The 13,682-nt window shown below is 56.8% G+C and carries 11 protein-coding genes; 5 read left to right on the top strand and 6 right to left on the bottom strand.

What is annotated here, in order from left to right:
* Positions 1–2,205, bottom strand: coding sequence for a transglycosylase domain-containing protein (locus KMP13_RS07975; RefSeq protein ID WP_215265314.1), 2,205 nt, complete (start codon positions 2,203–2,205; stop codon positions 1–3).
* A 254-nt stretch (positions 2,206–2,459) separates the two neighbouring features.
* Between KMP13_RS07975 and KMP13_RS07970 the strand changes: the two genes are divergently transcribed.
* Together KMP13_RS07970 and KMP13_RS07965 are read left to right on the top strand one after the other, a co-directional pair.
* Positions 2,460–2,798 carry a P-II family nitrogen regulator gene (locus tag KMP13_RS07970; protein WP_215265313.1) on the top strand — a complete coding sequence of 113 codons (339 nt, stop codon included), beginning with the start codon at positions 2,460–2,462 and terminating at the stop codon, positions 2,796–2,798.
* A 27-nt stretch (positions 2,799–2,825) separates the two neighbouring features.
* On the top strand, positions 2,826–4,157 hold the full coding sequence (locus tag KMP13_RS07965; RefSeq protein WP_215265312.1) for an ammonium transporter: 1,332 nt from the start codon (positions 2,826–2,828) through the stop codon (positions 4,155–4,157).
* Positions 4,158–4,316: 159 nt separating this feature from the next.
* Here KMP13_RS07965 and KMP13_RS07960 read toward each other — a convergent pair whose 3' ends face one another.
* From KMP13_RS07960 to KMP13_RS07945, 4 genes are all read right to left on the bottom strand, one after another.
* On the bottom strand, positions 4,317–5,501 hold the full coding sequence (locus tag KMP13_RS07960) for an aromatic amino acid transaminase (RefSeq protein WP_215265311.1): 1,185 nt from the start codon (positions 5,499–5,501) through the stop codon (positions 4,317–4,319).
* Positions 5,501–6,367 carry a 3-mercaptopyruvate sulfurtransferase gene (sseA, locus tag KMP13_RS07955; RefSeq protein ID WP_215265310.1) on the bottom strand — a complete coding sequence of 289 codons (867 nt, stop codon included), beginning with the start codon at positions 6,365–6,367 and terminating at the stop codon, positions 5,501–5,503. Before sseA ends, KMP13_RS07960 begins: the two co-directional genes overlap by 1 nt.
* Before the next feature lie 103 nt (positions 6,368–6,470).
* Positions 6,471–6,953: an SsrA-binding protein SmpB gene (gene smpB / locus KMP13_RS07950; RefSeq protein WP_215265309.1), complete on the bottom strand. Its 483-nt coding sequence runs from the start codon at positions 6,951–6,953 to the stop codon at positions 6,471–6,473.
* Between the two features lie 140 nt (positions 6,954–7,093).
* Complete coding sequence (locus tag KMP13_RS07945) at positions 7,094–7,627, bottom strand: helix-turn-helix domain-containing protein (RefSeq protein ID WP_215265308.1); 534 nt, start codon at positions 7,625–7,627, stop codon at positions 7,094–7,096.
* A 121-nt stretch (positions 7,628–7,748) separates the two neighbouring features.
* Here KMP13_RS07945 and KMP13_RS07940 point away from each other — a divergent pair, with 121 nt between their 5' ends.
* A complete protein-coding gene (locus KMP13_RS07940) occupies positions 7,749–8,978 on the top strand; it encodes a benzoate/H(+) symporter BenE family transporter (RefSeq protein WP_215265307.1) in 1,230 nt (409 codons plus the stop codon).
* A 76-nt stretch (positions 8,979–9,054) separates the two neighbouring features.
* Positions 9,055–10,887: a dihydroxy-acid dehydratase gene (ilvD, locus tag KMP13_RS07935; protein ID WP_215265306.1), complete on the top strand. Its 1,833-nt coding sequence runs from the start codon at positions 9,055–9,057 to the stop codon at positions 10,885–10,887.
* Between the two features lie 243 nt (positions 10,888–11,130).
* On the opposite strand, the gene KMP13_RS07930 is transcribed toward ilvD, so the two are convergent.
* A complete protein-coding gene (locus KMP13_RS07930; RefSeq protein ID WP_215265305.1) occupies positions 11,131–11,949 on the bottom strand; it encodes a sulfotransferase family protein in 819 nt (272 codons plus the stop codon).
* Between the two features lie 154 nt (positions 11,950–12,103).
* Between KMP13_RS07930 and KMP13_RS07925 the strand changes: the two genes are divergently transcribed.
* Positions 12,104–13,681 carry a DUF5928 domain-containing protein gene (locus KMP13_RS07925; RefSeq protein WP_215265304.1) on the top strand — a complete coding sequence of 526 codons (1,578 nt, stop codon included), beginning with the start codon at positions 12,104–12,106 and terminating at the stop codon, positions 13,679–13,681.
* The last annotated feature ends 1 nt before the right edge of the window (position 13,682 follow it).

Here is a 13,682-nt window from a genome sequence, read left to right as displayed (position 1 = left end):
TCAGTTGCCAAAGATCCCGCGCAACACATTATCGATCGCACTACCAAGCCCCTGCCCCTGTCCGCCACCTTGTGGCGCGCGGCGCGGCGGTGGTTCATGGCGCACTTCTGGCACCTGCAATTCAGGCGGTGCACGCATGGGCAAAGGTTTCGGGGTCAGCCCGTCATGGACCCGCACCATCGTCTCTTTCCAGATTTCAGCGGGCAGACCGCCACCGGTCACCCCTGTCAACGGCGTGTTGTCGTCATAGCCCATCCAGACACCTGCGACGTAATCCGCAGTGAACCCGATGAACCAGGCATCACGGGCCGCCTGGGTGGTGCCGGATTTACCGGCCGCCTGCCATCCGGGCAACTGCGCACGGGTGCCGGTGCCATTGGTGATGACCTTGTCCATCATCCAGATCAGCTGTTGTGCTGCTTGGGTGCGGATCACCCGTTCGCCGATACCACTGTCATTGCGCAACAACGGTTCGTTGTCCTGCGACAGCTGCAGTTCAACCAGCCCATAGGGCGCCACAGACGACCCACCGTTCAAAATACCCGCATAGGCTCCGGTCATCTCCAACAAGCTGCTCTCGGACGCGCCAAGGGCCAGTGCAGGGCCATCCGCCAGACTGCTTTCGATACCAAAGTCGCCAGCAACCTGACGCACCAGATCTCGTCCCACCGCTTCGGAGATTTTGACCGCAGGAATGTTCAACGAGTCCTTGAGCGCCCGCGTCAACGTCACATTGCCGTAAAAGCGATGCGTGTAATTCTTGGGGCACCACTGCCCAGACCCCGGAATATTCAGACAGTATTCCGCATCCAACACCACATCATAGGGCGAATACCCCAGTTCAAGCGCGGTGGCATAGACAAAGGGTTTGAACGAGGATCCGGTCTGGCGTTTGGCCTGTGTCGCGCGGTTAAAGACGCCAGACACACGCGTCTGGCGCCCGCCAACCATCGCACGCACCGCACCATCGGCGCTCATCACCACAATTGCGGCCTGCGCTTTGGATCCTTCACGCACCTTATTGGTAAAGACATAGTCCAGCGCATCCTCGGCGGCTTTTTGCAGCCGTTGATCCAGTGTTGTGCGCAGAACCACGTCTTCGGTTGTCTCCTGCCCCAGGAAGTCGGGGATCGTGTCCATCACCCAATCGGCGAAATACCCGCCTGCACGGGCCTGCGCCGCCTTGGACAAGAGTGCGGGGTTTTCTTGGCTTGAACGGGTCTGCGCGGCCGTCAGATAGCCCTGCTCATTCATCAATCGCAAAACCGTCGCGGCGCGGTCTTGGGAGCGTTGCAGGTTGTTTGTGGGCGCCAAGGTGCTGGGAGCGGTCAAAAGCCCCGCCAGCATCGCGCTTTCGGCGGCGTTCACCTGATTGGCCGATTTGCCAAAATAACGTTGCGCGGCAGCTTCGACACCATAAGCACCGCCACCAAGATACGCTCGGTTCATATAGATAGAGAGGATCTCATCCTTGCTGTATTTGACCTCCATCGCCAGGGCAAACAGCGCTTCCTTGGCCTTGCGTCCCAGCGAACCACGTCGACAATCCGCCTCGTAAGCGGCCTCACTCTTCCAGTCCTGTGGATCGTAGGCAACGCCCAGACACAACAGTTTGGCTGTCTGTTGGGTGATTGTTGAGCCGCCGTGGCCAGACAATGGCCCCCGTCCTTCACGCAGGTTGATCCGTACCGCCGAGGCCACGCCGCGCGGACTGATGCCAAAGTGGCGATAGAATCGTTTGTCCTCGGTTGCGACAAAAGCGTGTTTCAGATGGGGCGAGACGGTTTCGGTCGTCACCACGCCACCAAACTGATCGCCGCGCCAGGCAAAGACCTCGCCGTTGCGATCCAGCATCGTCACCGAACCTTGCGCGCGCCCGTCCACAAAGCCGCGGAAATCAGGCAGGGAGATGTAAATGTTGGCCACAGCAGTCGCCAACAGAAAGCCCGCCACCAGACCAATACGCCAACCTGCCCCCCAAAGAGTGGCAAAGATCCGCCCAATGAACCAACGGATCCAGCCGAAAACACCCCGTCTACGTGGCGTGGCGGCCTTGGTCTTCGGTTTGCGCTTGCGCCCAAATACGACGCTTAAAAAGCCTTTACCGGCACGCTTTGGTTTGCGCGCCTTCTTCTTTGGTTTCTTACGGGCAGATCCATACCTGTTGTCCGCAACCAGAGACTTTTGTCCTGTTTTTCGTACCATGCCTATATCCTGCCCGGTTTGCCCGTTTTACCAACATTACTAACCGCAATTTGCTGGGTTGAGGGGCAGTTTGTTAGGAATTGCCCTTCGTTTTCTGCTTCATTTTTGTGCATTGATCAGTTTTTAAGCAAATTTTTTCATCTCAGCCACTTCCTGAGCACCCGAAAGGCGCGCCCTCCGTTTCATCGACTCGTCACAATCGTTTTGCTGCCAGTGCGAATGAACGGGCGCAATGCCCGAGAAAGGGTGTTGAGATGAAAATGATCATTGCAGCCATCAAGCCCTTCAAGCTGGAGGAGGTCCGCGAAGCGCTGACCCAAATCGGCGTGTCGGGACTGATGGTGACAGAAATAAAAGGCTTTGGTGCGCAAGCAGGGCATACCGAAATCTATCGTGGAGCTGAATACGAAGTGAACTTTGTTCCCAAGGTTAAGCTTGAGATCGTAGTTCCTGAGGCGCAGGCAGAACAAGTGGTGGAAACCATTACTCAGACTGCTCGCACCGGCAAAATCGGCGATGGCAAGATCTTTGTGCTGGATGTGGCACAAGCCGTACGCGTGCGTACCGGCGAAACCAACCACGAGGCGCTATAAAGCGTCCACAGGGAAGGAAATACGGACATGAAAAAATATACTCTTCCGCTAGCCGCGGCGGCACTTGTTGCCCTGCCCGGTCTGGCACTGGCCGACGATCCAGTTCCGGGTGTAAACCCGTCGACGGATACGGTCTTTATTTTGAACTCACTGCTGTTCCTGATGGCAGGTTTCCTGGTTTTCTGGATGGCCGCAGGCTTCTCCATGCTGGAAGCTGGTCTGGTACGTGCGAAAAACGTAACCATGCAGCTGACCAAAAACATGGCGCTGTTCTCGCTGGCCGCCATCTTTTACTGGCTGATCGGCTATAACCTGATGTACCCGCTGGGCACATGGTCCGTCGAAGGCGTTCTGTCTGGCGTTTGGGGCCCTGGTGTTCTGGAAGCTGTTGGTGTTGGCGCAGATGCTGTTGATGACTACGGCTATGCCACAACCGGTTCCGACTTCTTCTTCCAGCTGATGTTCTGTGCGGCAACTGCGTCGATCGTATCCGGCACCCTGGCCGAGCGTATCAAACTGTGGCCCTTCCTGATCTTCACAATCGTTCTGACCTCCGTCATCTACCCGCTGCAAGCGTCGTGGAAATGGGGCGGCGGCTTCCTGGACGAAATGGGTTTCCTGGACTTCGCGGGTTCCACCGTTGTTCACTCCGTAGGTGGCTGGGCGGCTCTGACCGGTGCCATCATCCTCGGCCCACGTATCGGCAAGTACAAAGACGGCAAAACCGTTCCGATGCCTGGTTCCAACCTGGCTCTGGCCACACTGGGTACGTTTATCCTGTGGATGGGTTGGTTCGGCTTTAACGGCGGTTCACAGCTGGCGATGGGTACCATCGGCGACGTTGCTGACATCTCCCGTATCTTCTCCAACACCAACGCAGCTGCGGCTGGTGGTGCCGTTGCGGCCTTGATCCTGACCCAAGTCTTGTTCAAGAAACCTGACCTGACCATGATCCTGAACGGCGCGCTGGCCGGTCTGGTAGCAATCACGGCTGAGCCTCTGACACCTACTCTGGGCATGGCGACCTTGATCGGTGCCGTTGGCGGTGTAATCGTGGTCTTCGCGGTTCCGTTCCTGGATAAACTGAAAATCGACGATGTTGTTGGCGCAATTCCGGTTCACCTGTTTGCCGGTATCTTCGGCACCCTGGTTGTTCCTCTGACCAATTCGGACGCAAGCTTAGGTACCCAGATCTATGCGATCTTGGTTGTTGGTATCTTCACTGTTGCCGCCTCCGGCCTGGTGTGGCTGATCCTCAAAGCCGTGTTCGGCATCCGTGTCTCCGAAGAAGACGAAGTCAACGGTCTCGACATGGCAGAGCTGGGCATGGAAGCCTATCCTGAGTTCTCGCCAAGCTAAGTCTTAACACTTACCTTAAACATGAAAGCCCCGGGTTCGCGCCCGGGGCTTTTTCGTTGTGGGTGACGTCTGTTGCTGATGACATCGACAGGCCAGACAGAAAAAAGCCGCCAAGCTCTCGCATGGCGGCTTCAATTATCTTGGTGATGAACGGTGGCGTCAGACGCCTGCTTTTACGATCGCTTGCGCCAGGATCGGCACCGTGTCTGCGTTCAGACCGGCGATATTCATGCGGCTGTCGCCCACCATATAGATCCCATCATCTGCTCGCATCTTCTCAACCAGATCAAAAGACGTGCCCAGCAATGAGAACATGCCGCGGTGCTGCGCGATAAAGCCAAACCGGTCAGATCCGGTCAGCTTTTGCAGCTCATCCGCCAGCTGTTGACGCAGACCCAACATGGCCAGACGTACATCTTCCAGCTCGGCTGCCCAATCGGTGCGCAGCGCGTCGTCATTCAGGATCGTGGTCACAATCCGCGCGCCGTGATCTGGTGGGAAGGAATAGTTCTGGCGGTTCAAAAACGCCAAAGTCCCTTGGTTCAACGCGCGCGCACCAGCGTCTTGCGAAATCGCCATCAACAGACCGGTACGTTCACGGTAGATACCAAAGTTCTTGGAACAGCTTGCCGCGATCAAACACTCAGGCACAGAAGAGGCCACCAGACGCACGCCCTGCGCATCCTGTTCCAGACCATCACCAAAGCCCTGATAGGCAATGTCGACCATCGGGATCAGGCCTTTTTCGACCACCAGATCCACCACGGCCTGCCATTGGGTCAGGTTCAGGTTTGCACCGGTCGGGTTGTGACAGCACCCGTGCAGCAGAACCACGTCGCCCATATTGGCGGTCTTGAGGTCCTCAAGCATGCCATCGAAATCCACGCCGCGCGTCTCACTGTCGAAATAGCGATAGGCGACGGTTTCGATGTTCAGATATTTCAGGATCGACAAATGGTTCGGCCATGTCGGGTTTGAAACAAAAACACGTGCGGCAGGGTTCGCATTGCGGATCAGCTCAAACGCTTGGCGTACCGCGCCTGTGCCGCCGGGTGTTGCTGCTGCTGCGATCTTGTCGCGCGCAACCGCCTCACCCAGTATCAGGTTGATCATGCCGTCCGCATAAGCCGGATCCCCTGCCAGACCCACATAGGACTTGCTGGCCTGGGTTTCCCAGATCTTTTGCTCTGCAGCTTTCACCGCACGCATCACCGGTGTGACCCCTTCGGCATTCTTGTAGACACCGACGCCCAGGTCCACTTTGGACCCGCGCGGGTCTTCGCGGAATTTCTGCATGAGCGCGAGGATCTTGTCCGCCGGTTGTGCTTTTAGATTTTCAAACATCAGTTCTCTCCAGTCGCGATCGGCAAAGTTGGAAAGGCACCCCATTCCACCCATGAACCGTCGTAAAGCGAATAATCAGTCTTCCCCAAGCGCTCCAGCGCGAGACACAGGATGGCAGCTGTCACTCCTGATCCGCAGGTCGTGATTGCGGGTTTGTTCATATCGACACCGGCCTGTGCAAAAACAGCGCGCAGATCAGCCGCCTCTTTTAGCGTCCCGTCGGCATTCAGAACCGTGCCAAAGGGCACGTTCTTTGAGCTGGGGATATGTCCGGCCCGCAACCCTTCGCGGGGCTCCGGCGCTTCGCCGCGGAACCGAGGGGCGGCGCGGGCGTCGATGATTTCATGGTCGCGCAGTTTCGACGCGGACGACACCTGTGTGGCATCGCGCACCAAATGGTTCTGCACCCGAACCGTCATATGGCGGTCGCGGATCACCGGCGGCAGATCTTCGACGGCGCGCCCTTCGGCCTTCCACTTGGGCAAACCGCCGTCCAGCACGGCCACATTGGTCTGCCCCATCAGACGGAACAACCACCAGACACGCGCGGCTGAGAACAATCCCTGCCAGTCATAGATGACAACCTGATGTCCGTCGCCCACGCCCATGGCCCGCAGACGAGACATGAACTTTTCCACCGGGGGTGCCATATGCGGCAGATCCGATCGCTGGTCCGAGACATCGTCGATGTCAAAGAACCGCGCGCCCGGAATATGCTCGGCGTCAAATGCCGCCTTGGCCGTTCCTGCGGCCTCTGGCCCACTTCCCACTGGCGGCATGGATGCATCCAAAATGCGCAAGTCGGGATCTTTTAAATGCGCTGCCAGCCATTCGGTCGAAACAAGTGTCTTTGGATCGTCCTGCATTCATGCCTCCCCGGAAAACCTGCAAGCATGGGTACTACCGCGCCTTAGACTGTGCAAGACGGGCCAACTGGTCATTTGGGATAAATTTGCCGCAGCTAAGGCTCTAGCTGTGATCTTTGAGCAGACGCTGCTTTTGACGCGACCAATCGCGCTTGGCCTCGGTTGCGCGTTTGTCGTGCAGCTTCTTACCCTTGGCGATGCCGATTTTGATCTTGGCCCGGCCCTTGTGGTTGAAATACAGCACCAGGGGCACAAGCGTCATGCCTTTGCGCTGTGTGGCATTCCACATCTCGGCCAGCTCACGCCGGGACACCAACAGCTTGCGCCGCCGCCGTTCCACATGTTTGAATACCTTGGCCTGCTCATAGGGCGGAATGTAGGAGTTCACCAACCACAATTCACCATCTTCCACCGCCGCATAGGAATCCGCGATGTTTACCCCGCCGCCACGCATCGCTTTAACTTCCGAGCCATACAGAACAACCCCGCACTCAAGATCGGTGTCGATTGCGTAATCGAAACGTGCGCGCCGGTTTTCGGCGACAACTTTGTAATTCGGGTCAGTGTTTTGTTGCTTCTTGGCCATGGGAGGCAGATGTAAGCGGGCTGCACGCCAGACGCAAGAGAGCGCGTGTCGCTCCGCGTGCCAGAAAACGCAGACACCTCAGCCACGCGCGGATGTGTGATCGGCCAATGACACAGCCGTCGACGCGCGTGCCCCCACCCTCAATACGGCCCCGGCCCATAGTGATGGATGTTCAAAAACACCGCCCCTGCGCTTAACCCGCGATAGGCATGGTGTTGGTCCGCTGCAAAACGATACCCCTGCCCCTGGTCAAGCTGACGTTTCTGCCCCGCGACCTCAACCTCCATCGCGCCGGACAAGACGTAGACATCCTCAACCAGACCCGCGACATGGGCTTGTGATTGATGGAACTGGCCTGCGTTCAACGTGATCTCAAAGGTCTCCACTCCCAGCGCCGCATCAAACGGGAACACAATGCGCACCGAAATACTGCCGGGAAACTGGACGGCTTCATAGCCTTCGGTGCAGGTCGCCTCTTGCAACAATGCTGACAGAGAGACCTGAAATCCTTGGGCAATTTTCCACAAGGTCGCAATGGTCGGGCTGGATTCCTGACGTTCAATCTGCCCCAGCATTGCTTTGCTCACGCCGGTCAACTCGGACGCCTTGCTGAGGCTTAAGTTCTGATCATTCCTCAACCGCCGCAAATTCTGCGCAATGGTGTCTTCTCTCATACCTGACCAGTACCTCGTGTCGTGCGGCCTCAAATCGCCCTTGTGCGTTATAGCGCACAAACCTATATTGGACGTTATAACGCACGAACTCTAAACGCAGCCGCAGGAAATGGAAAGCCACATGGCCACGCCTTTGAAACTGTCTCATATCGCAGCCGGTGCTATAGCGGTTTTGGTGGGCTACACCAGTTCGGTTGCTATTATTTTTCAAGCAATTGACGCAGTTGGCGCAACGCCTGCGCAAGCCGCCAGTTGGATGATGGCGCTGGGGCTTGGCATGGGGCTCACCTGTCTCATTCTGTCGCTAAAATACAAGATGCCGATTCTCACGGCCTGGTCGACGCCGGGGGCTGCATTGATTGCGGTGGGAATGGATGGCGTCACTCTGGGTCAGGCCGTCGGTGCCTTTGTCTTCTCTGGCCTTTTGCTGACCCTCACTGGCATGACGGGATGGTTCGAAAAATTCGCGCGTCTCATTCCGGATACGCTGGCCAGCGCCCTGTTGGCCGGGATCCTGTTTCAATTTGGCCTCGCCGCCTTTGAAGCGCTCAACACAGACCCAACTTTGGTTTTGATCATGGGCGGATGTTTCGTGGGTGGGCGGCTCTATTTTTCGCGCTATACCGTGCCTGTGTGTTTCGCCATCGGCTGCCTTTGGGCGTGGAGTGCGGGCAGTTTCGGGACGGTGACTGGTCTGAATTTCGCCATCAGCGCGCCGGTGTTTGTGATGCCTGAGTTCTCATTGCAGACGCTCATTGGTCTCGGCCTGCCGCTTTACATCGTCACCATGTGCTCGCAGAATATGCCGGGCGTCGTGACGTTGCGCAGCGCAGGCTATGCGCCGCCCGTGTCTGCCAGCCTGACGGTGACCGGGCTTGCGTCCCTGCTGCTCGCGCCGTTTGGCGGTTATGCATTCAACCTTGCGGCCATCACCGCAGCCATTTGCGCAGGGCCCGAGGCCGATGATGATCCCACAACCCGGTACAAGGCCTCCATTGTGGCCGGCGTCTTTTACTGCGCGGTCGGTCTGGGCGGTGCGGCGGTCATCAGCCTCTTTTTGGTGGCGCCACCCGCGTTGGTCGCAACGATTGCTGGCCTCGCCCTTCTTGGCACCATCGGCAACAGCCTGTCGCATGCGTTGCTGGATGCAGAGGGGCGCGAAGCAGCGCTGATCACCTTTATGATCACAGTGTCTGGCATCAGTTTCTGGGGCATTGGTGCCGCCTTTTGGGGGCTGGTTGCGGGAATCATTGTGAACCATGTGCTGACCACACCATCCAGAAAAGCACGCCGCACCCAAGAAAACCTCCACCTGCACGCAGCAGAACCTAACCAAAGCCACCAAAAGTAACCGAACACGCCCCCGAGATATTGCCATTATTGCGCAAATAGTGTCCCTGTGGGCCAGAATTAAGGGAAACAGCAAAATGCCGATGTACCGATCCAGAACCTCTACCCATGGCCGCAATATGGCTGGTGCGCGTGGCCTTTGGCGCGCGACCGGCATGACCGACACCGATTTTGGCAAACCCATTATCGCCATCGTGAACTCCTTCACCCAATTTGTCCCCGGCCACGTCCACCTCAAGGACCTCGGCCAGATGGTTGCGCGTGAGGTTGAGGCCGCAGGCGGTGTTGCCAAGGAATTCAACACAATTGCTGTGGATGACGGGATCGCCATGGGCCACGACGGAATGCTGTATTCCCTGCCCTCGCGCGAAGTGATCGCGGACAGCGTCGAATATATGGTCAACGCCCACTGCGCGGATGCGATGGTCTGTATCTCCAACTGTGACAAGATCACGCCGGGCATGATGATGGCCGCGATGCGCCTGAACATTCCGGTGATCTTTGTCTCGGGTGGTCCGATGGAAGCAGGCAAGATCGATATTGCCGATCTCGACATGAAGAAGATCGACCTGGTTGACGCGATGGTGGCTGCCGCCAATGACAAGTTCACCGATGAGCAAGTGCAGCACATCGAAGAGAACGCCTGCCCGACCTGCGGGTCGTGCTCTGGCATGTTCACCGCCAACTCGATGAACTGTCTGGCCGAAGCGCTGGGTCTGGCCCTGCCGGGTAATGGCTCTACACTCGCAACCCACGCAGACCGCAAACATCTGTTCCTGGAAGCCGGTCGCAAGATTGTTGAGATCACCAAGCGGCACTATGAGCAAAACGAAAAGGGTCTGCTGCCGCGTGAGATCGCGACATTCGACGCCTTTGAAAACGCCATGAGCCTCGACATTGCGATGGGTGGCTCCACCAATACCGTCTTGCACCTGTTGGCAATTGCCCATGAGGGCAACATCGATTTCACCATGACCGACATGGATCGCCTCAGCCGGCATGTGCCGTGCCTGTGTAAAGTCGCACCAAATACTGAGAATGTGCATATGGAAGACGTCCATCGCGCCGGTGGCATCTTCTCGATCCTGGGTGAGCTGAGCCGCGCAGGTCTTTTGCACACGGATGTGCCAACCGTGCACTCCAGCTCCATGGGCGAAGCGATTGCCAAATGGGACATCAAAGTTGCCAACAACACCGACGCCGAAGAGCTGTTCAAAGCGGCCCCAGGCGGCGTGCGCACCACCGAAGCCTTCAGCCAATCCAACCGGTACAAAGAGCTGGATACCGACCGCGAAGGCGGCGTCATCCGCTCCAAAGAGCACGCATTTAGCCAGGACGGCGGCCTTGCGGTTCTGTTCGGCAATATCGCGCGCGACGGCTGTATCGTGAAAACCGCGGGTGTGGATGCATCCAACCTGACCTTCACCGGCTCTGCCTATGTCTGCGAAAGCCAGGACCAGGCGGTGAACGACATCCTGACTGGCAAGGTCAGCGAAGGCGACGTTGTGGTGATCCGCTACGAGGGTCCACGCGGTGGGCCGGGCATGCAGGAAATGCTCTACCCGACGTCCTATCTGAAATCCAAAGGCCTGGGTAAAGCCTGCGCGCTGCTGACGGATGGTCGCTTCTCTGGCGGAACATCCGGCCTGTCCATTGGCCACGTCTCCCCCGAAGCGGCAGAGGGCGGCGTGATCGGTCTGGTCGAACACGGTGACACAATTGAGATCGACATCCCGAAGCGGTCCATCCAATTGATCGTCTCGGATGAGGTGCTCGAAGAGCGTCGCAAAGTGCAGGATGAGAAGGGCTGGGTACCCGCAGAGCCACGCAAGCGCAAAGTGTCCACCGCGCTCAAGGCCTATGCAAAGCTGACAACCAGCGCGGCCAAAGGTGCCGTGCGCGAGGTCTAATAGCCCGATCTGGTAACAGCGAAATGTTTAAGTGAAACGGCCTGCCTCGCGCGGGCCGTTTTTATGTCAAAAGTACAACTCCCGCGCCCGCACGATCCATCGGCGATGCCGATGCCCCGTTTGATCTTGGGCCTAGCGCCGCTTCGCGGCGCTAGGCCCAATGGGATGAGGGCATTTTAAATGCCTGAAAGACGGGCGGGAGCAATTGCTCGATCGTCATACCTAGGTGGCAAATCTCGAACTTTACACGCCGAGTTTGGCGTGGACCTCATCCAAGTCGATCTCCCCTATCGGCATCTTGTTCGCAGGGTTCTCAAAATCGTATTTGAACACTTCGAAATCGCGTTTGTAGATTTCATAGACCAGATGCATCGACAGATCGTCGAAGTAGTCTTCTACTGGATGGGCGCGTTTGGGGCCGTGGCCTTCGCTCTCGTTGAAACGCGGAATGGTCGCAAGATCCACCGGATTGGGGGTCTCAATCGCGTCCATCACCTGCTGCATGCCCTCGTTGAATTTCTCGGTCCAGATGATCTTGTCATACCGGCCACCGTTACAAATGAACGTCGAGGCATGCCCGGAGGTCGATGACCAATGGATATCCGGGTCCATCGGCCGGCGGAACCGCACCGTATCGCGTACGAAGAGCAGGAACCGGCGAAAGCTCTTGATCTGGTCAAACTCCTGTTTGCCATCATCGCCACCCACCTCGATCCCATACTCGTAGGTCAGTTTTGGCACCAGATTGCCGCGATAGCGTTTTCCATTGCGCTGGATGCCGCAGATCTTGTCAAAAAACGAGCTGAGCACTCGTGTGTAAGGGTTGCGCACACAGGTAAAGGCATAGGCCTCCTGCGCTTTGACCACCTGACTGATCGGATCTTGGCTGTGATCCAGCGCCCATTTGTGCAGCCCATCGGTTGCATCATGGATGTCGCCGTCAAAAAATCGCCCGTGGTCTGAGTAATACATGATCTGACCAATGGTCGAGCACGCGCATTTGGGCACAACCCGATATACAACGCTTTGGCTTTCGGTCATCCAGGTTCCAGGAAACCCCATGTGCACTCCTTATTTCTTACAGCCTAAGAGATTATCGCAAATCCGCTGCATTCTTAAGACTTAAGGTAAAATACAGTACATTGCGGTTTATTCACCCTGTAATCCCGCTTATCAAGGGAAACAATTCCCAGTGTCAGGATTAATCGTTTCATAAATGGCCAAAATTGCCTACATTCTTCTGTGTCACAAAGACCCCGAGGCCGTTGTGCAGCAGGCCAACCAACTGACGGCTGTGGGTGACTATATCTCTATCCATTTTGACGCCCGCGCGCCAAAAGCGGACTACGACAGTATTCGCAAAGCGCTGGCAGATAACCCCAACGTCGCCTTTGCCAAGAAGCGCGAGAAATGCGGGTGGGGCGAATGGTCCCTGGTTCAGGCGACGTTGCATGCTCTGGAAACCGCCGCACAGAGTTTCCCGCGCGCCACTCATTTCTATATGGTTTCCGGCGACTGTATGGCGATCAAGACGGCAGAGTATGCCCATCGGTTCCTGGACCAGCGTGATTTGGATTTCGTCGAAAGCTTCGACTTTTTCGAAAGCGACTGGATCAAGACCGGGATGAAGGAAGACCGGCTCATCTATCGCCATGTTTTCAATGAACGCAAAAACAAAGCCCTGTTCTATGCCAGCGTCAACTTGCAACGAAAGCTCAAGCTGGACCGCAAGATCCCAGCCGATCTTCAGGTGCAAATTGGCAGCCAATGGTGGTGTCTGCGCCGCCGAACCGTGGAACGCCTGCTGGATTTTTTGAAAAAACGCAAAGACATCATTCGGTTTTTCCGCACTACTTGGATTCCGGATGAGACGTTTTTTCAGACGCTGGTCCGTCACCTGGTGCCAGAAAAGGAAATCGAAGCCCGCACCCTGACGTTCTTGATGTTCAGCGACTACGGGATGCCGATCTCCTTTTACAATGATCACTATGATCTGTTGCTCAGCCAGGATTTCCTTTTTGCCCGCAAGATCAGCCCCGACGCAAAGGAGCTGAAACTGCGCCTCGGCAAACTCTATGCGGCTCATGATGTCGCGTTTTCGATCTCAAACGAGGGGCGCAATCTGCATCAGTTCCTGACCAAACGGGGACGTGTTGGACGCCGCTTCTCACCACGGTTTTGGGAGACCGAAAGCTCGCTGGGACGCGAGCGTGAGTTGATGATCATCACCTGCAAGAAATGGCATGTCGCCAAGCGAATTTTGGAGCCCATCCAGCAGGTTACAAATGTTCCCTGCCTTCAATATCTGTTCAACGAGGAAGACACACCGTTGCCCGATCTGGGCGGCATTGAGGGATCGTTGAGCAAGCGCACCCGACACCGCAGGGCCTTGATGCGCATGTTGTTTGAATATTTCGACAGCGACCGCATGGTGGTTTGCATGGATCCGGCCTCTTTGGATCTGATCCAGGATTTCTATTCAGACCGCTCCAAAACACGTCTGTTGCAGATCGAGTGTAATTTTGGCGACAGCTACCTGTCCGGTCATGCCCGCCGTGTGGGACTGGCGGGAGCAGAGACTTCCGCCCAGTCTCTCGAGCGTCTGTTGCCGACGATCCGCAACGACATCTTGTTCGAGGCCGACCGTCTGCGGGACGCCAATCTCGACCATCATGTCATTCTGCGTGAAACCAACGATCCCGAAACAAATCGGCAGAAACTGCAGGAGTTTCTCTCCATCTCCGAAGAGCAGGCGGATCGGATTTTAAGCACCGATCACCTTTTTGCGGACTAAC

The organism is Epibacterium ulvae (assembly GCF_018678075.1).
GTDB classification, from domain to species: Bacteria; Pseudomonadota; Alphaproteobacteria; order Rhodobacterales; family Rhodobacteraceae; genus Epibacterium; species Epibacterium ulvae_A.
The sequence above is the reverse complement of the archived record's forward strand: the minus strand, read 5'-3'. Positions and strand labels throughout refer to the sequence as shown.

Bases quoted from the DNA above. Each gene is read 5' to 3' on its own strand.
- smpB (WP_215265309.1), bottom strand. From the start codon at position 6,953: ATGGCCAAGAAGCAACAAAACACTGACCCGAATTACAAAGTTGTCGCC.
- KMP13_RS07940 (WP_215265307.1), top strand. From the start codon at position 7,749: ATGGCCACGCCTTTGAAACTGTCTCATATCGCAGCCGGTGCTATAGCG.
- KMP13_RS07925 (WP_215265304.1), top strand. From the start codon at position 12,104: ATGGCCAAAATTGCCTACATTCTTCTGTGTCACAAAGACCCCGAGGCC.
- sseA (WP_215265310.1), bottom strand. From the start codon at position 6,367: ATGCAGGACGATCCAAAGACACTTGTTTCGACCGAATGGCTGGCAGCG.
- ilvD (WP_215265306.1), top strand. From the start codon at position 9,055: ATGCCGATGTACCGATCCAGAACCTCTACCCATGGCCGCAATATGGCT.
- KMP13_RS07930 (WP_215265305.1), bottom strand. From the start codon at position 11,949: ATGGGGTTTCCTGGAACCTGGATGACCGAAAGCCAAAGCGTTGTATAT.
- KMP13_RS07945 (WP_215265308.1), bottom strand. From the start codon at position 7,627: ATGAGAGAAGACACCATTGCGCAGAATTTGCGGCGGTTGAGGAATGAT.
- KMP13_RS07965 (WP_215265312.1), top strand. From the start codon at position 2,826: ATGAAAAAATATACTCTTCCGCTAGCCGCGGCGGCACTTGTTGCCCTG.
- KMP13_RS07975 (WP_215265314.1), bottom strand. From the start codon at position 2,205: ATGGTACGAAAAACAGGACAAAAGTCTCTGGTTGCGGACAACAGGTAT.
- KMP13_RS07970 (WP_215265313.1), top strand. From the start codon at position 2,460: ATGAAAATGATCATTGCAGCCATCAAGCCCTTCAAGCTGGAGGAGGTC.
- KMP13_RS07960 (WP_215265311.1), bottom strand. From the start codon at position 5,501: ATGTTTGAAAATCTAAAAGCACAACCGGCGGACAAGATCCTCGCGCTC.